The 19,107-nt window shown below is 40.1% G+C and carries 12 protein-coding genes; 7 read left to right on the top strand and 5 right to left on the bottom strand.

Going from position 1 to position 19,107, the window contains the following annotated elements:
• Nucleotides 1-6: 6 nt before the first annotated feature.
• Entirely contained in the window at nucleotides 7-1,701 is a 1,695-nt protein-coding gene (gene ilvB, locus O0V13_RS14595; protein WP_268035705.1) for a biosynthetic-type acetolactate synthase large subunit, read from the bottom strand.
• A gap of 4 nt (nucleotides 1,702-1,705) precedes the next feature.
• The gene (gene ilvD / locus O0V13_RS14590; protein WP_268035704.1) at nucleotides 1,706-3,385 is read right to left on the bottom strand and encodes a dihydroxy-acid dehydratase; all 1,680 of its coding nucleotides are present in this window, start codon (nucleotides 3,383-3,385) and stop codon (nucleotides 1,706-1,708) included.
• A gap of 527 nt (nucleotides 3,386-3,912) precedes the next feature.
• On the opposite strand from ilvD, the gene ispE reads away from it, so the two are divergent.
• Nucleotides 3,913-4,719, top strand: coding sequence for a 4-(cytidine 5'-diphospho)-2-C-methyl-D-erythritol kinase (ispE, locus tag O0V13_RS14585; protein ID WP_268035703.1), 807 nt, complete (start codon nucleotides 3,913-3,915; stop codon nucleotides 4,717-4,719).
• Between the two features lie 4 nt (nucleotides 4,720-4,723).
• Here the strand turns inward: ispE and O0V13_RS14580 are convergent, their stop codons facing one another.
• From O0V13_RS14580 to tgt, 3 genes are read right to left on the bottom strand one after another with little or no spacing between them, the layout of a single operon-like run.
• Complete coding sequence (locus tag O0V13_RS14580; RefSeq protein WP_268035702.1) at nucleotides 4,724-5,641, bottom strand: DMT family transporter; 918 nt, start codon at nucleotides 5,639-5,641, stop codon at nucleotides 4,724-4,726.
• Entirely contained in the window at nucleotides 5,642-6,715 is a 1,074-nt protein-coding gene (locus O0V13_RS14575; protein ID WP_268035701.1) for an LptF/LptG family permease, read from the bottom strand.
• 1 nt (nucleotide 6,716) lies between these two features.
• Nucleotides 6,717-7,847, bottom strand: a complete 1,131-nt coding sequence (gene tgt / locus O0V13_RS14570) for a tRNA guanosine(34) transglycosylase Tgt (RefSeq protein WP_268035700.1) — start codon at nucleotides 7,845-7,847, stop codon at nucleotides 6,717-6,719.
• A 122-nt stretch (nucleotides 7,848-7,969) separates the two neighbouring features.
• Between tgt and O0V13_RS14565 the strand changes: the two genes are divergently transcribed.
• The 6 genes from O0V13_RS14565 (at nucleotide 7,970) to dnaE (ending at nucleotide 19,019) form a co-directional block, all read left to right on the top strand.
• Nucleotides 7,970-9,106 (top strand): glycosyltransferase, encoded by a 1,137-nt coding sequence (locus O0V13_RS14565; RefSeq protein WP_268035699.1) that lies wholly within the window; start codon nucleotides 7,970-7,972, stop codon nucleotides 9,104-9,106.
• Entirely contained in the window at nucleotides 9,097-9,708 is a 612-nt protein-coding gene (locus O0V13_RS14560; protein WP_268035698.1) for a sigma-70 family RNA polymerase sigma factor, read from the top strand. Before O0V13_RS14565 ends, O0V13_RS14560 begins: the two co-directional genes overlap by 10 nt.
• The gene (rsmG, locus tag O0V13_RS14555) at nucleotides 9,708-10,352 is read left to right on the top strand and encodes a 16S rRNA (guanine(527)-N(7))-methyltransferase RsmG (protein ID WP_268035697.1); all 645 of its coding nucleotides are present in this window, start codon (nucleotides 9,708-9,710) and stop codon (nucleotides 10,350-10,352) included. The genes O0V13_RS14560 and rsmG overlap by 1 nt, the downstream gene beginning before the upstream one ends.
• A gap of 635 nt (nucleotides 10,353-10,987) precedes the next feature.
• Complete coding sequence (locus O0V13_RS14550) at nucleotides 10,988-13,798, top strand: outer membrane beta-barrel family protein (protein ID WP_268035696.1); 2,811 nt, start codon at nucleotides 10,988-10,990, stop codon at nucleotides 13,796-13,798.
• A 26-nt stretch (nucleotides 13,799-13,824) separates the two neighbouring features.
• Complete coding sequence (locus O0V13_RS14545; protein ID WP_268035695.1) at nucleotides 13,825-14,565, top strand: GLPGLI family protein; 741 nt, start codon at nucleotides 13,825-13,827, stop codon at nucleotides 14,563-14,565.
• A 167-nt stretch (nucleotides 14,566-14,732) separates the two neighbouring features.
• Nucleotides 14,733-19,019 carry a DNA polymerase III subunit alpha gene (gene dnaE, locus O0V13_RS14540; RefSeq protein WP_268035694.1) on the top strand — a complete coding sequence of 1,429 codons (4,287 nt, stop codon included), beginning with the start codon at nucleotides 14,733-14,735 and terminating at the stop codon, nucleotides 19,017-19,019.
• The last annotated feature ends 88 nt before the right edge of the window (nucleotides 19,020-19,107 follow it).

The raw sequence follows: 19,107 nt of genomic DNA, 5'->3' as shown, positions 1-19,107 counted from the left end.
GCTCTTTTAGCTTAATCTGACTTCCTCCACAGAACAACCTGTGGCTATCATAGGAAATACATTATCTTCTTTTTCCACGACAACTTCTAAGAAATAAGGTCCGTCGTGAATCAACATATCTTCTATCGCCTCATTCAAATCTCCTCTTTCTGTAACTTTTTGAGCGGCAATCCCATATGCGTCAGCAATTTTGACGAAGTCAGGATTATCCAATTCGGTAAAAGAATAGCGCTTGTCAAAGAACAATTGCTGCCATTGTCTTACCATTCCAAGGTAATTGTTATTCAAAAGAACAATCTTCACAGGAGCTTTGGTCTGCATAATTGCTCCCAATTCCTGGATAGTCATCTGAATACCACCATCTCCCACAACACAGATCACCTGTCTGGAGTAATCATATAATTGAGCTCCCAGAGCTGCGGGCAAAGCAAATCCCATGGTCCCTAGACCACCGGATGTTACCTGTGTTCTACTCTTTTTGTAATTGAAGTATCTCCAAGCGATCATCTGATGTTGTCCCACATCTGTAACCAATACCGCGTCATCTGCTTTGTATTGATTCACTTTATTGATCACCTCACCCATCGTCAAGCCGGTTTTGGTTGGAGTGACATCGTGCTGTACTACAGCTTCTCTCTCCATTTGCTCCAACTCTCTAAATCTTGCGATCCACTCAGGATGTTGCTTCTTTTCCACAGCATCGGTAAGCATTGCCAAACTCTCTTTGCAATCTCCCAAAACAGCTACTTCAGTTTTTACATTTTTATTGATCTCGGCAGCATCCAGTTCCAAATGAATTACTTTGGCCTGTTTGGCATACCTTTTCAAGTCCCCGGTAACACGATCGTCAAATCTCATCCCTACGGCGATCAAAACATCGCATTTGTTTGTCAACAAATTAGGGGCATAATTACCGTGCATTCCGAGCTTTCCTACAAAGTTAGGGTGGTCCTGAGACAATGCACCTGAACCTAATAAAGTTGAGGCCGCAGGAATACCTGACTTGTCTAAGAAGAACTTCAATTCAGCTTCCGCTTTTCCTAAAACTACACCTTGACCATACAATACATAAGGTCTTTCCGCATTGTTAATCAATTCAGCAGCTTGCTGGATTACATTTTTTTCAACCGGAATATGAGTTCTATATGATCTAAAGCCCAAGCAAGGAGTATAATTCATCTCACCAAAGTCAACCTGAGCATCTTTGGTAATATCAATCAAAACAGGACCTGGACGACCAGATCTAGCGATATAAAATCCTTTTGCAATCGCAGGAGCAATATCTTCTACTCTACGAACTTGGATATTCCATTTGGTCCCTGGCATAGAAATACCAACGACATCAGTTTCTTGGAACGCATCCGTTCCCAATAAATGAGACGCCACCTGTCCTGTGATACAGACGAGTGGAGTACTGTCTATTTGAGCATCTGCCATACCTGTGATCAGGTTGGTAGCACCAGGCCCGGAAGTTGCAAGGCAGACGCCGACCTTTCCGGAGACTCGTGCATAGCCTTGCGCCGCATGGATTGCTCCTTGCTCATGACGCGTCAGCACATGCTTAATTTGTTCATGATAGTCATACAATGCATCGTAAACAGGCATAATGGCACCGCCTGGGTAGCCAAATATGATTTCCGCCTGCTCCGCAATCAGAGATTGGACCACGATGTCCGCTCCTCTAATCATTGTTCCCTTCATAGGCTTAGAATTTATCAGTTACACAACCTTCAGAGGCTGTAGAAACCAGTTTGTTGTATTTTTTCAAAGTTCCCTGAAGTCCAGCAGTGGACTTTGGAGACCAAGATTTTTTTCTTTCAGCAAATTCCTCTTCACTTACCTCAACAGATAAGGTCAAGCCATCAGCATCAATGGTGATCACATCTCCATCTTTGATCAATCCGATAGGACCTCCAGAGAATGCTTCTGGAGTCACGTGACCTACCACGAATCCATGGGTTCCTCCTGAGAACCTTCCATCAGTAATCAAGGCAACATCAGACCCAAGACCCGCTCCAATAATCATAGATGTAGGCTTCAACATTTCTGGCATTCCCGGACCTCCTTTTGGACCGATATTTCTGATTACAATCACCTCTCCTTTTTGAATTTGATGATCTCTGATTGCATCATTTGCTTCTTGCTCAGAATCAAAAACATGTGCTGGTCCTGTAAAAGAACTTCCTTCTTTTCCAGTAATTTTTGCTACAGCACCTTCTGGAGCAAGATTTCCGGAAAGAATACATAGGTGTCCAGTAGCTTTGATTGGTGTTTCCAAAGGATGGATTACATTAACCATAGAAACCGTTACCGGCTCAATATCTTTAAGATTCTCCTCAAGAGTTTTACCTGTCACAGTCAGACAGTCTCCATGAAGATACCCATTATTGAGCATGTACTTCATAAATGCCGGAACACCACCCTGCTCGTGAAGATCTTCCATCATGAATTTTCCAGAAGGCTTGAAATCCCCAATCATTGGTACTCTTGCATTGATTGCTTTGAAATCTTCAATAGTGAAATCAATTCCTGCAGTTCTAGCTATTGCAATTAAATGCATGACTGCATTGGTACTACCCCCTAGAGCAATTGCAACCACTACAGCATTTTCAATACTCTTGCGCGTAATGATATCGCTAGGCTTGATATCCTTTTCCAAAAGGATTCTCATATACTTATTCACCTCTCGGCACTCTCTCAATTTTTCAGGAGAATTTGCAGGGTAAGAAGATGAATAAGGAAGAGACATTCCCATTGCCTCAATAGCAGAAGACATTGTGTTAGCGGTATACATACCACCACATGCTCCTTGACCAGGGCATGCATTTCGGATTACTCCGTCATAATCCTCATCAGAAATGGCACCGTTGACACGCTTCCCAAATGCCTCAAAGGCAGAAACGATATTTAATTTTTCTCCTTTATAATGACCGGAAGCAATCGTACCTCCATACACCATAATTGCAGGTCTATCTGTACGGATCATTCCCATTACAGCTCCAGGCATGTTTTTATCACATCCTGCAACGGCGATCGTCCCATCAAAAGAATGTCCTAGGATGAATGACTCAATAGAATCAGCGATGATCTCTCTAGAAACCAAAGAGTATCGCATCCCGAGCGTCCCCATTGACGTCCCATCAGAAACTCCAATGGTATTAAAAACTAAACCGGTCAGATCATATTCCTGAGAGGATTGTTTGATCAGACCGGCAAAGTCGTTCAGGTGCATATTGCAGGGATTGCTTTCATAGCCGCAGCTAGCTACCCCCACAAAGGGTTGTTTCATTTTCTTATCGGACAAACCAGTCGCATACAACATGGCCATGCCTGCTGGATGTTCAGGATTATCAGATATTTCCCAACTGTACTTTTTCAGGGTCATAATTATTAGGGTATAAAAAAAGTGCCTCATTGGGCTGAGGCACTTATGTTTTTTATTTGATTTTAGATAATAGTCTAGTGCCTCACATTAACATCCAATGAGAATAATAAAGCTTAGCAAAACGACCACTCTGTTCATATTTTTTTTGAATTGAATACAGTTCCTCTTAGAACTATGGTTCAAACTTACTCCCGAAATATCAGACTTACAATATTTAATTCGCCTTTTTATTACAGAAGCAAAATATAAAGTATTGTAAAATATTTTTTTTCGAAATATTATACTTTAAAAAATCCAGATTTCTCTTATTTTTTAGATCAAGATTTTATTTTTTCACTATTTTCAAAATTAAATATTGATTTGCATAAAATTCAATATTTCTCAGAAAAGATTTTCTTTTTTTTAAGGAAAAAATCATTAGCAACATCTTCATTAAAATAGAGTTCATTTTTTTGAAGATTCTTTAATTAATTTTTCAAACTTTTTGAATTCGAATTTCCCTCTAATTTTGTCACAAAACTTTTCTGATGATATCATTCCCTAACGCAAAAATCAATTTAGGACTTCACATCATTTCCAAAAGGAAAGATGGCTACCATGAAATAGAAACTTGCATGTTTCCAATTCCACTTTATGATGCACTGGAGATCATTATAGATAAAAAAGGCGGATGGGAAAGCACTGGCACTCCGATCCCTGGAGAACCTAAAGATAATTTGATACTAAAAGCTCAGCAATTACTCCGAAAGGATTTTCAAGGCCTGCCTAATCTCAAAATTCATCTACATAAAAACATCCCTATGGGAGCAGGCTTGGGGGGAGGCTCTGCTGATGGAGCTTTTGCATTAAAACTCATGAGTAATCTGTACGATCTCCATCTAGAAGATTTTTTCTTGGAAGAATATGCGGCACATCTAGGAAGTGACTGTCCCTTCTTTATAGAGAACACTCCAAAAATCGCCAAAGGCAGAGGAGAAATCTTGGAACCCATCGACATTTCGTTGAAAGGGAGCTTTTTGGTCTTAATCAACCCGGGTATCCATATCGGAACAAAAGAAGCTTATGCCGGAGTGACTCCTGAAGCTCCGAAAGTAAAACTAGAAGAGGTTTTAGTAGACAGATCCAGGTGGAAAGCGGAATTAGTTAATGATTTCGAGGCTAGCATCTTTCAAAATCATCAAGAGCTCGCCGAAATCAAATCACAACTCTATAATGCAGGAGCCTATTATGCAGCCATGTCTGGTTCAGGATCCACAATGTTTGGGCTGTTTGATGAAAAGCCTGAAAGTCTTGAGGTAAATCCTGATTATTTCAACTTTACCAAACAACTCTGATTTATTACCCTAAAGTCCGAACAGCCTTTTTCCTTCTCCTATTCCAATAATTCAACACTGGATAGATCAATACTGATATTAAAATAATCAGTGTCCCATAATAAAATTCTGGAGTCATTTTTTCGCTTTCACCAAATATCAGAACAGCCAGAACTATCCCATAAACCGGCTCTAAGTTCACCGTCAAATTGATAGAAAAAACACTTAATCTTTTCATCAACTCCACAGAAACAGAAAAAGCATAAACAGTACAAACCCCTCCCAAAAGGAATAACCAAAACCAATCTAGCCCATGCCAAGCCCATTGAATTGGCTCCCCATCATTGAATCCAAAAGAATAAACTGGTAAAAAAAGTAAAGAAAAGATGCAAGCCCCTGCCATTTCATAGAAAGTGATTTGATAGGGACTATGTCGCTGAGTCAGACGACCATTAATTACGGAAAAAACAGCTGCTAAAAAGGCAGAAACCAAAGCCATAGATAAACCCAACCAATAACCTGATTCAAATTTGAAAATGACCAATAGGCCAGAAATCACGATCAGCCCTAAGAGAACCTCGTACCATTTGATCTTAGTCCTATTAATAAATGGCTCCACAAATGCCGTCCAAAGGGATGTAGTAGCCATTCCTGCCAGACAAACTGAGGCTGTAGAAACCTTAGCCGAACCAAAAAACAGAATCCAGTGAAGCGCTATCAAACAGCCTGTCCCAATTACTTTCCACATTTCATGAAAAGGAATTAAAACCGGCTTGGTTCGAAACCACATTAATATCAGCACTCCAACTGAAGCAATCAGCGTCCTGTAAAACACCAATTCTAAAGCTGGAAGTGTTATCAGTAATCCTAAAATAGCGGTAAAACCCCAGATCAATACAATCAGGTGTAGCATCAAATAATCTTTGATAGAGCCGCCTTGCATTTACCTTGGAACTGTTTTGTACAACAACAATCCCATCAAAGCAAAAACTATGTTTGGCATCCAAACTGCCAATATCGGATATTCGGCACCATTCTCCGCAAATGTTCTCGATAGCAAAAACAACAGGATATATAAAAAAGCAAGCAAAAAGCCCATTGCAATTTGGAATCCAGATCCCCCACGAGTCTTCCTCGATGACATGATCACTCCAATAAATGTCAGAATTAGAGCAGCAAATGGAGACATAAAACGAACATAGCGCTCAATTTTATAATACTCCACATTATCAGCACCTCGATCTTCTAATACCCGAATCTGCCTACTTAACTGAGGGAGCTTCAGCGTTTCATGGTGATTTTCAGGAACTCCAAAATCGTCTGGAACAATTGATAATACAGTATCCCTGTCATCTCCTACGGTCCAAATCTCCTTGCGATCCTTTAGCTCTCTCAACCTCCAATTTCGCAAAGTCCAAGTATGTTTTGCTGTATCCCATTCAATCCTATCTGCAGACAGTTTTGCTAGTAACTTCCCATCTTCGATAGTTTCTAGCGTGAAATTGTATCCTTGATTGCTGGTTTTGTAAAATCTGCTAAAATACGCATAGCTATTTTCACCTACCTTCATGTGAATATTCTGATCTGTAGTTGTTTTACCCTTTTCTAAGTAAACTAATTTGAAAACAGTCATGCTTTCAGTAGCTGCAGGAAGAATCCATCCATTTAGGTAAAAACTAGCAGCTCCAATTAAAGCTGCCCCCATCAGAAACGGTCTTAACAACCTAACAAAACTGACCCCACTACTTAAAATGGCTACAATCTCTGTTCGTCCTGCCATTTTTGAAGTGATGAAAATCACGGAAATGAATACCGTAATTGGAGTCAGGAGATTATTCAAATACAAGCCATAATTCCACATGTACCGAAGTATTTCATTCGTTGGTACCTGATTGGAAATGTATTTGTCATTTTTCTCGGTGAAATCTAAAACCAACACCACCAAGATCAGCATGAGAACTACAAAAAAGTAGGTCTTCAAAAAGTCCTTGATGATGAGTTTATCGATTAATTTCATATTAGAGTCTAGTACTCACTTTTTTAACCATGTGATCCTTCCAAACGGCAAAATCTCCCGCTAGGATATGCTCTCGAGCCTGTCCGACAAGCCAAAGATAAAAGGCCAAATTATGAATACTTGCTATTTGAGCAGCCAAAATCTCCTTAGAAATTGTTAAATGACGCAAATAAGCTTTGGAATAGAATGTACTCGCATAGTTTCCAATTGTGGGGTCTATAGGAGTAAAATCATCCTTCCATTTTTCATTTCGAATATTGATGATACCTTCAGAGGTGAAAAGCATTCCATTTCTGGCGTTTCTTGTTGGCATTACGCAGTCAAACATATCTACTCCTAAAGCGATGCATTCCAAAATATTCGCTGGAGTCCCAACACCCATTAAATAGCGAGGTTTATCTTTTGGAAGGATATCAGTCACCAACTCCGTCATCTCATACATCATCTCAGCCGGCTCTCCTACCGAAAGTCCACCGATTGCATTCCCTTCTCTTCCCCGAGAAGCGATAAATTCGGCACTTTTTTGACGAAGATCTTTATAAACAGATCCTTGAACAATTGGAAAAAGAGTTTGGCTATATCCGTATTTCCCTTCAGTTGAATCAAAACGATCAATACATCTATCCAACCAGCGATGGGTCATCTCCATCGAATTTCTGGCATAACCGTATTCGCATGGATAAGGAGTACACTCATCAAAAGCCATAATGATATCAGCACCTATGGTCCGCTGGATATCCATTACATTCTCAGGGGTAAAATGATGTTTCGAACCATCAATATGAGATTTGAACATCACCCCATCTTCTTTGATTTTTCTTGTTCCCGAAAGAGAAAAAACCTGATATCCTCCACTGTCAGTCAATATCGGCCCATCCCAACCATTGAATTTATGTAGGCCTCCAGCCTTTTCCAGAATATCCAATCCAGGACGGAGATACAGGTGATAGGTATTTCCCAAAATGATCTGGGCTTTGATATCTTCCTTCAATTCTCGCTGATGAACTGCCTTGACACTTGCAGCAGTGCCTACAGGCATAAAGATCGGTGTTTGGATGGTTCCATGATCCGTTTCCAGTTTTCCCACACGGGCTTTGGATTGAGGATCAGCATGCTGTAAAGTAAACTTCATCTTTTTTGATTTCTGGCTTGTGGAGATAATCCACGTTTTGATGGGTTTAGCCTGCAAAAATATCCACTTATTCTTAAATGAATGCTCAAATTGCTTTTATATTTGCCCAGCAAAATCGACCTATGGGCCTTTTTTTACTTTGGTTTCTCTTTGGATTTGGAATAATCATTCAGGTAGTCTACCTACTGGTGATTTTTGGGCGCACTGCCTTTTTCAAAACTCCAAATATTAAGCCCAATTCGGGCGAAGAAGAGCCTGTAACCGTAATGGTGGCAGCTCATAATGAGTTTAAAAACCTCAAGACTCTGATTCCCAAATTATTCGAACAGGATTATCCGAAATACGATGTCATGATCATCAATGACAGAAGTACAGATCGAACCAAGCGCCTGATCGAGGAAATGATGGCAATCTATCCACGTCTTCGCTCTGTCACTATCAAATATACCCCGGATCATGTTACTGCCAAGAAATATGCCTTGACTTTGGGTATCAAAGTGGCCAAAAATGACGTCATTTTATTGACAGATGCAGATTGTATACCTGCATCGGATCAATGGATCAGAAAAATGACTCAACCGATTAGAGAAAAGAACAAGACATTTTCAATTGGATATTCCGGTTACGAGCAAGCCAAAGGATTCCTAAACAAATGGATTCAGTTTGAAACCCTTCAGACTGCTCTTTATTATGTATCCTTTGGTTTATGGAAATCTCCTTTCATGGGAGTGGGAAGAAATCTTTGTTATCGAAGAAGCTTCTTCATGGAGGTAAAGGCATTTAAAGACCTATGGCATATTGAGGGCGGAGATGATGATCTATTTGTCAACAAATACGCTACAGGCAAAAACTCCTCATTGGTATTGGATCCAGAAGCTAATACTTGGTCCAAACCTAAAGAAAACTGGAAAGAATACCGCACTCAGAAAAAGAGGCATCTACACGCAGGAAAATATTATAGAGGAGAAGACAAGAGAAAAATCGGTTTTTACACTCTTTCACATGCACTTTTCTGGATTGGAGGCCTTGGATTACTTATTTATTTCGGATTTGAGCAAAACTGGGAACATTTTCTTTTAGTTTTCGGTATTATTCTAGTGAGGTCACTACTCTTGTTGGGGATTTTCTCTTCAGCAAGTAAAAAAATCAATGGTTCAAAAATTCCTGCAAATATCCTGATCAATGACTTTTTGTATTTAGGTTATTTTTGGATTTTGGGATCAGTTTCCCATCAGGCAAAAAACATTCAATGGAAATAAACGAGCGCGGATTTTCAAATAAGGCACTGGAAGATTTTGATCTAATCGACAAAGCGGTAGATGAAAAAGATCAGCAAGCCTATGCTACCCTTATGAAGCGGTACAAAAAGGCCGTTTATTTCATGATCCTGAAAATGATCAGAGATGCCGATGATGCAGAAGATTTGACCATGGAGGCTTTTGCAAAAGCTTTCAAAAACCTTCATCGCTTCAAAAAAGATTATACTTTTTCTACCTGGCTTTTCCGCATTGCGACAAATAATACCATTGATTTCATCAGAAAGAAAAAACTCAAAACCATGAGTTTGAACAATACCCTTTCGGATGATAGTGGAAACTCTGTCAACATCGACGTGGAAGACGATGACAATAATCCACAAGATGAGTTCATCAAATCCCAAAGAATCGAAATGGTTCGTATTTTTGTGGACAAACTTCCTGCGAAATATAGAAAGTTGGTTCAGTTGCGATATTTCGATGAGCTCTCCTATGAAGAAATCGCTCAAGAACTTGACAAGCCTCTAGGCACTGTCAAAGCTCAACTTCACAGATCCAGGGAGCTACTTTACGAAATCGCCGCAGGCAAAGAAAAACATATCTGATGAATTCAGGAACACAGCTGATCCTATCCTATTTCCCTGATTTGACCGAAAAGCAAATCGAACAACTGGATCGACTTCAAGATTTATATACCGAGTGGAATTCCAAAATCAATGTGATCAGCCGAAAGGACATGGATCAGTTTTACATCCGTCATGTCCTTCATTCGTTGGGAATCGCAAAAGTGATGGCCTTCCAGCCAGGCACCAAAGTTCTGGATATTGGAACAGGTGGTGGTTTTCCCGGAATTCCTTTAGCAATTCTATTTCCTGACACCCATTTTCATTTAGTAGACTCCATTGGCAAAAAGATTTCCGTAGTCAAGGATGTAGCCAAGCAACTCAAACTTTCCAATGTAGAGGCACAGCAAGCTAGAGCGGAAACCTTGGTAAGAAAGTATGACTTTGTGGTAAGTCGAGCAGTGACCCGAATGGCAAACTTTTATCCTTGGGTCAAAGGAAAAATCAAAAAAGAGGATTTTAACGAATACCCCAATGGCATTCTATACCTCAAAGGTGGAGATGTAGATGAAGAATTGGAGGAAACAAGAAAGTCCTATGTCACCTACCATTTGGAGGACTATTTCAAAGAAGACTTTTTTGAGACAAAAAAGGTAGTCTACATGCCTTGGGAAGACAAACGCTAATTTTCTCGAATTACAAACAATTACATCTAACAAATAGATAAGTTTTCTCTCCTATCTAATTTTGCTAGATTTTTTGTTTAGAAATAACCAAAGTCTCTGTCTGATTTTTTGAACTATAAATCCCAAGGCAAATAACTAAGGGTGATTGCAAAAAGATCACTTCAAAGCCTCTTTTACCGGTAAGTTCTAGCCCATTACATTATTCATTTCTCTCAAACCCCATCTACTCCTAAAAGACTCAATAACATTATTTAACAAAGTAGTTACACTACTTCAAAAAAATAATCGTTAATATCATCTCACTAAAAAAATTCTTTAGTGAATACTCATTTTAATATATAGATACCATCAGATTGAAAGAATTTTTGAAATCATGAGGTATTGTTCAAAGCAAAAAAGATAGATGCCAATGATATCTATTTTTTTAATAATCACGCTTTAATGGCGAGTGTTTGTATTTGGTAATCTCAGAGTTGAAAAGGTAAAGCACTCATTTTTTCAACTTATTCAGATTAAGTCACTTTCCTTTCATTCTAGATTACTTCATCTTCTATAAAAGTGGGCTAGTAATGAATTTGGAATGCAGTCTAGTTTTTGTCATCGCTTTTATAATTACATCAAATAACCTTGATAAAATGAAATTTTTACTTTCATTCCTTTTTTTGCTAGCCTTCACAATTGCTACGCAAGCCCAATCTAAACTTACCATTCGAGGGACAGTAAAAGACACCACCAATGCCCCACTGGATTACACCTCCGTACTCCTTCTTAGTCCAAAAGATTCTGCCTTAGTAGCTTATACTTTGACCAATAAAAATGGTGAATACCAATTCAAGAACGTAGATCGCCAACCACTACTTATCAAAGCCACTTATATGGGCTATATACCTTATCAAAAGGAACTGAACCTACCAGAAACTACCGAATTGGAGGTCGAAGAGATTTACTTGACCCCTATTCTTCAGGAACTTTATGAGGTAGTGGTCAAAGCGGCCAAAGCACCCTTAATGATGCGGGGAGATACCCTTGAGTATGATGCAAGTAAATTTAAGGTTCCACCAGGAGCGACACTTGAGGAACTGCTGCGAAAGCTACCCGGAATGCAGATTGATGCTGATGGAAATATTATAGCACAAGGGGAACAAGTACAGAAAGTTACGGTAGACGGAAGGCGTTTTTTTGGAGGAAATACAAAAATGGCCACACAAAATCTGAATGCGGAATCAGTTAGCAAACTGCAGCTATATGACGATAAGTCAGAACAGGCTAAACTCACCGGAGTAGATGATGGCGTGAAGGAAAAAACATTGAACGTTGAGCTGAAAGAGGAGGCGAAAAAAGGAGGCTTTGGAAAGATTTCAGCAGCTGGAGGGACGGATGATAGGTGGTCTTCTAATGCATCTTTTAATAAGTTTGACAAAACAAACCAATTCTCAATCATCGGGTATGGGAATAATGTCAATCAAACAGGTTTGAGTTGGGATGACCTTCAAGAGTTTAGAGGGAGCAGCGCATTCCAATTTGGCGACACAGGAGATTTCGGATTTAGTAGTAGTGGAGGGATGACTATCATATCTTTTGGGAGTGGTGAGGAATCCTTCGAAATCCCTTTCAACAACCTTAGCTCCGGCTATTCCAATAATCAAGCATTTGGAATCAATTATAACTATCTCAAGGACAAAAAAGATTTCAGTAGTAACTATTTCTATAGCCGAAGTGACCAAATCATAGAAAGTGTAAATGCGAGGACCACTTTCCTTGAGGATAATACCTCCTTCACATCTACTGACCAAAGTAAGCAAAACAACGTAGCTGGTCACCATCGGGTAAATCTCCGTTTTCAAAACGAGCTTGACAGCACCAACACCATAACTCTTACTGCAAAGGGGAGATTAAGTTCATTAACCACCTCTTTGTTAAGCCTTCAAGAACTGATACGCAGCAGTACAGAGCAAAGCCAAATGGAACGTAACAACCAATCCGATAGATGGTCTGGCGCGTTCCAGGGAACTGCAATCTTTAGACATAAATTCAAGAAAAACGGAAGGAATTTCGCCGCAAGTATCAGTAATACCTACAGCAAAGGAGACCAAGACGGCATCCAAAAATCCGTAGTTGACCTCGTGAACTCTACGGACCCTAACACCTATTTTAGAAATCTGGATCAGGTAAATAAGGCATTGAACACTTCAAACCTGTTCAAGTCAAGCTTGCTATTCGTTGAGCCCATCAAAAAAACCCTTTTTTGGGAATCGTTCTATAATTTCAGCCTTTCAAATAGCGAAACAGACCGAAAGGTATTCGACGTGGAGGCAAGCGATACTCCACAGCTAAATCCCGATCTCAGCCGGTTTTTCGACAACGCAATCACCTACAACCGAATCGGTTCCAGTATCAGATATGCCAACAATGGTTCTAATCTAAGCGTCGGATTAGCAGCCTCCAACTACAACCTGAACGGTCAATTTTCAGTCGTAGAAGAAAGTGAGAATCTGGGGACTGTGGATAAAAATTACCTCAATATAACCCCTAATGTATCTTACTGGAAATCTATGAAGGGCAACAAGCGCCTCAACGCAGGTTATTCCATGGGAGTCACTCCTCCTAACATCTCCGATCTTCAGCCCTACAAGGATATTTCCAATCCACTTTATATCCGTGAAGGAAATCCTGATCTAAAGCCTGAGGTAGCTCACTCTTTTAATGCTGGGTACAATATGTATGATCCTGCAACATTTATCAATTTCCGAGTTTCATTGAATTCCACCTTCTACGAAAGCCAGGTAGTTCAAAACCAAACGATAGACCCTGAAACTTTTGTCACTACTTATAAGGCAGGAAATGTTTCTGGGGGACAGCGCTATTTTTCCTATATAGGATTTGGATTTCCTATCGTGAAAACCAAATTCAATGCATTTTTGAATGCTAACCCTTCCTATACTAAAAGTCTAACTCTCATTAACTCACTCGAGACTGAGACCAATACTTTTAGCCATAACTTTGGGATAAACCTAGACTTGACTCCACTCGAATGGTTCAATATGTACGCAGGAACCTCATTCCGTATCAGCAATACCAAATACGAACAGAATCCTTCTCAAAATCAGGATATCATTAACTGGAGTGCCTATACCAATATGAACATTAAGCTTCCCAAAAATTTCTATTTAGACATGAAGTTCAACTACAGCCGATATAAAAACGAGAGTTTTGGATTTGATCAGGAAGTACCAATTCTAAATGCATTTATTTATAAACTTCTCGGTCAGGCTAAAAAATGGGAGGTCAGACTTTCTGCTTATGACATCTTGAATCAAAATCAAACAATCAGTCAGTACGCAGGTCAAAACTTCGTTTCCACCGGGCGAATTGAGACTTTGGCGAGATATTTCCTTCTAGGGGTGACCTACAATATGCGTGGAATAGAAGTGAAAAAAAGAAGATAATTTAAACCACAGTCAATTTTTAAACAATGAAATTAATTCTTAAGACAATTGCATTGATACTGATTACCACTGGATTACAAGCCCAAAATATAGTGGGAGAGGTAGAATATCGATACAAAATTTTCTACGACAAAATCTATTCAAGTCTCCCCCATCTTACCCAGCAGGAAAGGGACAGGATTCTACTCACTTGGGGGAATGAAGAAGGCTATAGCACCAGGATGAAACTCCAGTTTTGGCCAGAGAAAAGCATCTACACTTATGGAGCTCCTTATGTAGTGCAAAGCTATTCTTGGCAGGTAGAAGATTATATCATTGAAAATAATCTTCAAGACCAAACCTACCTAAAATTCATGGATCAAATGGGCAAAACATATATAGTTCGTGACAGCCTGAATGCCCCAAAATGGAGAGTAATGAATGAAATTCGAGATATTCTTGGGCACATGTGCATGAAAGCCGTGAGTGAAGACAGTATCAAAGGTCAAAAGATCACAGCTTGGTTTGCTTCTGATATTCCTGTTCCTGTCGGCCCTGAGGAACTATATGGACTCCCAGGTTTAATTTTAGCCTATGATATCAACGACGGTATGCTTATCGTTGAGGCTGAAAAAATTGAATTTGGAGAACCTGAGGAAATCATCACTTTCCCGAAAAAATTGAAAGGAAAAGAGGTTACAGGCAGTGAATATCAGGAATTAGTCAAAGACTTTATCCAGACTTCCGTTGAAAGCAAGCGAGCTTGGATGTGGGGTTTAAGATATTGAACATTTACCATTCTATCAGGAACTGCATAGAAAAAGAGAGAAATTACTCATTTATCAAAGGATGAATTTATTGATAGTAATTTCTCTTTTCTTTGACAATTACCTCCGCTGGAGTTGGCAGCTTTGGGACTTTAACCCTAATTTGAAGTCCCAATTTTCGAAGCTGTATGTATTTAATTTTCGATACCGAAACTACTGGACTTCCTAGAGATTACAATGCCCCCATGTCAGACCTGGACAACTGGCCCCGCCTTGTCCAACTTGCATGGCAACTACATGATTCTAAAGGAAATCTGATATCCAATAAAAATTACATTGTCAAGCCGGAAGGTTTTACCATTCCCTACAATGCCGAAAAAGTCCATGGTATTTCTACCAAACGAGCATTGGCAGAGGGTCATGACCTTCAGGAGGTATTAGAAATTTTCCAAAAAGATGTAGATCGCACCAAATACCTGGTAGGCCACAATGTCGAATTTGACGTCAATGTAGTCGGGTCTGAATTTATCCGAACTGAACTTGGGATGCCGCTTACGGCAGATCAGTTGGACACCAAGGATATCTCCACTGATTTCTGTGCCATCCCAGGAGGAAAAGGTGGGAAATACAAATGGCCTACACTTACAGAATTACACCATAAACTATTTGGAGTTGGCTTTGATGATGCTCACGATGCAGCCTATGACGTAGATGCAACAGCACGTTGTTTCTTTGGTTTGATCACTCAAGATGTCTTGAAACCTGAAGAAGGGATTGCAGTATCAGATGTAGTTTATGAAGCTCCGAAACTAGCCGAAGCAAACTTTGCGCAAGCAAAGGACACCCAAAAGGCTGCAGCAAAAGATGTCCTGAAACAAGCTGGTAAAGCCGACATCTCAGACTTGGTGGACGTTCCATTTACTCATCTGCATGTCCATACTCAATATTCAGTTTTACAGGCCACTTCCGAAATTCCAGCATTGGTAGCTAAGGCAAAATCACTGAATATGCCTGCGATTGCCATGACAGATCATGGAAATATGATGGGGGCTTTCCATTTTGTAAAAGCTGCAATGGGGGCTGAAATCAAACCTATTGTCGGATGTGAATTTAACCTATGTCGAGATAGAAAGAACAAATCCCAAAAAGACGATGGATACCAAACGGTACTAATCGCGAAAAATAAAACAGGCTATCATAATCTTGCAAAGCTTGCTTCCTATGCAAATATCGAAGGGTTTTATTACGTCCCTCGAATTGATAAGGAAGTTTTGGTTCAATACAAAGGCGATCTGATTGCTACTACTGGAGGGCTTTGGGGTGAGATTCCTTTTCTCATTCTAAATGTGGGTGAAACTCAAGCCGAGGAAGCGTTTGTCTGGTGGAAAGAGCAATTCGGGGATGACTTTTATGTAGAATTGAATCGCCATGGGATTCCTGAAGAGGAAAAAGTCAATGAAGTTTTATTGGAGTTTGCCAAGAAATACGACGTAAAGTATTTCGCAGCAAACAACTCCTACTATAATGACAAGGCGGATGCCAAAGCTCACGATATTTTGATCTGTGTGAAAGATGGTGAGTTGGTAGAAAAACCTAAAAAATACATCGGTAAAAGAGGTAGAGAATTCCGTTACGGTTTCCCAAATGACGAATTTTATGTCAAGTCACCGGATGAGATGAAAAAGCTTTTCGCAGACCTTCCTGAGGCAATCGAATGCACCCAGGAGATTGTAGAAAAGATTGAAGCTTACAAACTCGCAAGAGAAGTCCTTCTCCCAAAATTTGATATCCCTGAGGAATTCAAAGATCCACAGGATGATGTCGATGGAGGAAAAAGAGGTGAGAACGCTTTCTTAAGACATCTCACCTATGAAGGTGCAGCAAAACGATACAACGAAATCACCCCTGAAATAAAAGAACGTCTGGATTTCGAATTGGCAACAATTGAAAACACAGGATATCCGGGTTATTTTTTGATTGTTCAGGATTTTACCCGTGCAGCAAGGGACATGGGAGTATCTGTAGGCCCTGGAAGGGGCTCGGCAGCAGGCTCAGCAGTTGCATATTGTATTGGGATAACCAATGTCGATCCTATCGAGTATGATCTCCTTTTTGAGAGATTTCTGAATCCAGACAGGGTTTCCTTACCCGATATTGATATTGACTTTGATGATGAAGGCCGTGGAAGAGTAATTGATTATGTCATCAAAAAATACGGTTCCAATCAGGTAGCCCAGATTATTACGTACGGTACGATGGCTGCCAAATCAGCTATTCGGGATACTGCAAGGGTACTTAATCTACCTCTACCCGAAGCAGGGAGATTGGCAAGTTTGGTACCCGATATTAAGCTAAAGGCTTTGTTCAGCTTGGCATCCAACAAGTCCGCTCTTTCTGACAAATTGAAAGGCCAAGGCGAATTGATCCAAAAAGCTGAGGAACTCATACGAATCGCACAAGGCCAAGACGAATCTGCCAAAACAGTCAATCAAGCTACCGTTTTAGAAGGATCTGTACGAAATACCGGAATTCACGCCTGTGGGGTAATCATCACACCTGATGACATCACTAATTTCGTTCCGGTAGCCTTGGCTAAGGATTCAGACATGGTTTGTACCCAGTTTGATAACTCTGTTGTTGAATCTGCCGGTCTGTTGAAAATGGATTTCTTGGGTCTCAAAACCCTAACACTGATCAAGGATGCCTGCAAAATCGTCAAAGAAAGACACGGAATCCAGCTGGATCCGGATAATTTCCCGATAGATGACGAGGAAACATACGAGCTATTCCAACGCGGTGAAACTGTCGGCATTTTCCAATATGAAAGTGCTGGAATGCAAAAATACATGAGGGAGCTGAAGCCTACCGTTTTTGCAGATTTGATCGCCATGAACGCACTTTACCGCCCAGGACCTTTGGCATATATTCCTTCTTTTATTAAAAGAAAGCATGGAGTAGAAGAGATCACTTACGATCTCGATGACATGAAGGAATACCTAGAGGAAACCTACGGTATTACAGTTTACCAGGAACAGGTAATGCTTCTTTCCCAAAAGCTGGCAGGTTTTACCAAAGGTGAGGCCGACGTTTTGCGTAAGGCTATGGGTAAAAAGCAAAAAGACGTTTTGGATAAAATGAAGCCCAAATTTGTCGATCAGGCTGTAGCCAAAGGACATGATGCCAAAAAACTGGAAAAGATCTGGACTGACTGGGAAGCCTTTGCGTCCTACGCTTTCAACAAATCCCACTCTACTTGTTACGCTTGGGTTGCTTACCAAACTGCCTATTTAAAAGCACATTATCCTGCAGAATACCTTGCTTCAGTATTGAGCAACAATATGAACGATATCACGCAGGTGACTTTCTTCATGGAGGAATGTAAAAGAATGGGCATCCCTGTTTTGGGACCTGATGTCAATGAATCCAAAAATGGATTTACCGTAAATGCTGCAGGAGAAATTCGTTTCGGGATGGCAGCTATTAAAGGTGCAGGATCTGCCGCCGTAGATGAAATCATTAAGGAAAGAGAAAAAAGTGGCCCATTCAAAAACATCTTTGAATTTGCGAAGCGTGTGAATTCCAGAGCTCTCAATAAAAAAACGATGGAAGCTTTAGCTATGGCTGGAGGATTCGATTGTTTCCCAGAGCATCATCGTAGACAGTACCTAGAAGCTCCAGACAACGATATCACCCTAATTGAAAAGGCGGTAAAATACGCCCATAAAGTTCAGCAAGAAGAAGAGAGTTCTCAGGTAAGTTTGTTTGGGGGAGGAAGTGGTAGCATGGACATCCCTATGCCTTCTGTGGCTCCTATGGAGAAATTCTCCCAACTTCAGCAGCTCAATATCGAAAAAGAAGTGGTTGGTCTTTATATCTCCGGTCACCCTCTGGATCAATACAAACTGGAAATCGAAAACTTTACAAATGCTTCTCTTCCTGATTTGAATGATTTAGAAACACTAAAAGGGAAAAACGAAATCAGGCTAGCAGGTTCTGTTTCAACATTTGCTCACAGGACAACCAAAAATGGAAAACCTTTTGGAACCTTAAGCATGGAAGATTACCAAGGTGGTTTTACATTCTTCCTGTTTGGAGATGATTACATCAAGTATAAGGAATATTTTATGACTGGATGGTTCCTCTATATCAAAGGGAAGGTAGGTCAGAAAAAATGGAATGAGCATGAAATGGAATTCAAAATTGACAGCATTTCCCTACTTTCAGAAGTACGATCCAAAATGGTCAAAGGCCTACGTGTCAATATTGATCTGGATGATCTGACCTTGGATCTAATGGAAAAATTAGAGGCAATTACAGAAAAATACAAAGGAGAAGCCAAACTTTATTTTGATGTTGTTGATAGAAAAGAGAATATCAGCTTGGAGCTTTTTTCAAAGCGGTTCTCGATTGACCCAAGTGCGGAAATGATTCAGGAATTGAAAGAAATCCCAGAAGTGGTTTATAAAGTAATCTAAATCAAGCTGATCAAAGTGACTACAACTATGGGCCATAGACAAAATTTATCTTCACTTCGGAACTTATTGCCAGATGATTCACTTTCTC

The organism is Algoriphagus sp. PAP.12 (genome assembly GCF_026652115.1).
Taxonomy (GTDB): Bacteria; Bacteroidota; Bacteroidia; order Cytophagales; family Cyclobacteriaceae; genus Algoriphagus.
The sequence above is the reverse complement of the archived record's forward strand: the minus strand, read 5'-3'. Positions and strand labels throughout refer to the sequence as shown.

What these genes read in the sequence shown, in the direction of transcription:
- ilvB (WP_268035705.1), bottom strand. Translation starts at nt 1,701, where the DNA reads ATGAAGGGAACAATGATTAGAGGAGCGGACATCGTGGTCCAATCTCTG.
- ilvD (WP_268035704.1), bottom strand. Translation starts at nt 3,385, where the DNA reads ATGACCCTGAAAAAGTACAGTTGGGAAATATCTGATAATCCTGAACAT.
- ispE (WP_268035703.1), top strand. Translation starts at nt 3,913, where the DNA reads ATGATATCATTCCCTAACGCAAAAATCAATTTAGGACTTCACATCATT.
- O0V13_RS14580 (WP_268035702.1), bottom strand. Translation starts at nt 5,641, where the DNA reads ATGCAAGGCGGCTCTATCAAAGATTATTTGATGCTACACCTGATTGTA.
- O0V13_RS14575 (WP_268035701.1), bottom strand. Translation starts at nt 6,715, where the DNA reads ATGAAATTAATCGATAAACTCATCATCAAGGACTTTTTGAAGACCTAC.
- tgt (WP_268035700.1), bottom strand. Translation starts at nt 7,847, where the DNA reads ATGAAGTTTACTTTACAGCATGCTGATCCTCAATCCAAAGCCCGTGTG.
- O0V13_RS14565 (WP_268035699.1), top strand. Translation starts at nt 7,970, where the DNA reads ATGGGCCTTTTTTTACTTTGGTTTCTCTTTGGATTTGGAATAATCATT.
- O0V13_RS14560 (WP_268035698.1), top strand. Translation starts at nt 9,097, where the DNA reads ATGGAAATAAACGAGCGCGGATTTTCAAATAAGGCACTGGAAGATTTT.
- rsmG (WP_268035697.1), top strand. Translation starts at nt 9,708, where the DNA reads ATGAATTCAGGAACACAGCTGATCCTATCCTATTTCCCTGATTTGACC.
- O0V13_RS14550 (WP_268035696.1), top strand. Translation starts at nt 10,988, where the DNA reads ATGAAATTTTTACTTTCATTCCTTTTTTTGCTAGCCTTCACAATTGCT.
- O0V13_RS14545 (WP_268035695.1), top strand. Translation starts at nt 13,825, where the DNA reads ATGAAATTAATTCTTAAGACAATTGCATTGATACTGATTACCACTGGA.
- dnaE (WP_268035694.1), top strand. Translation starts at nt 14,733, where the DNA reads ATGTATTTAATTTTCGATACCGAAACTACTGGACTTCCTAGAGATTAC.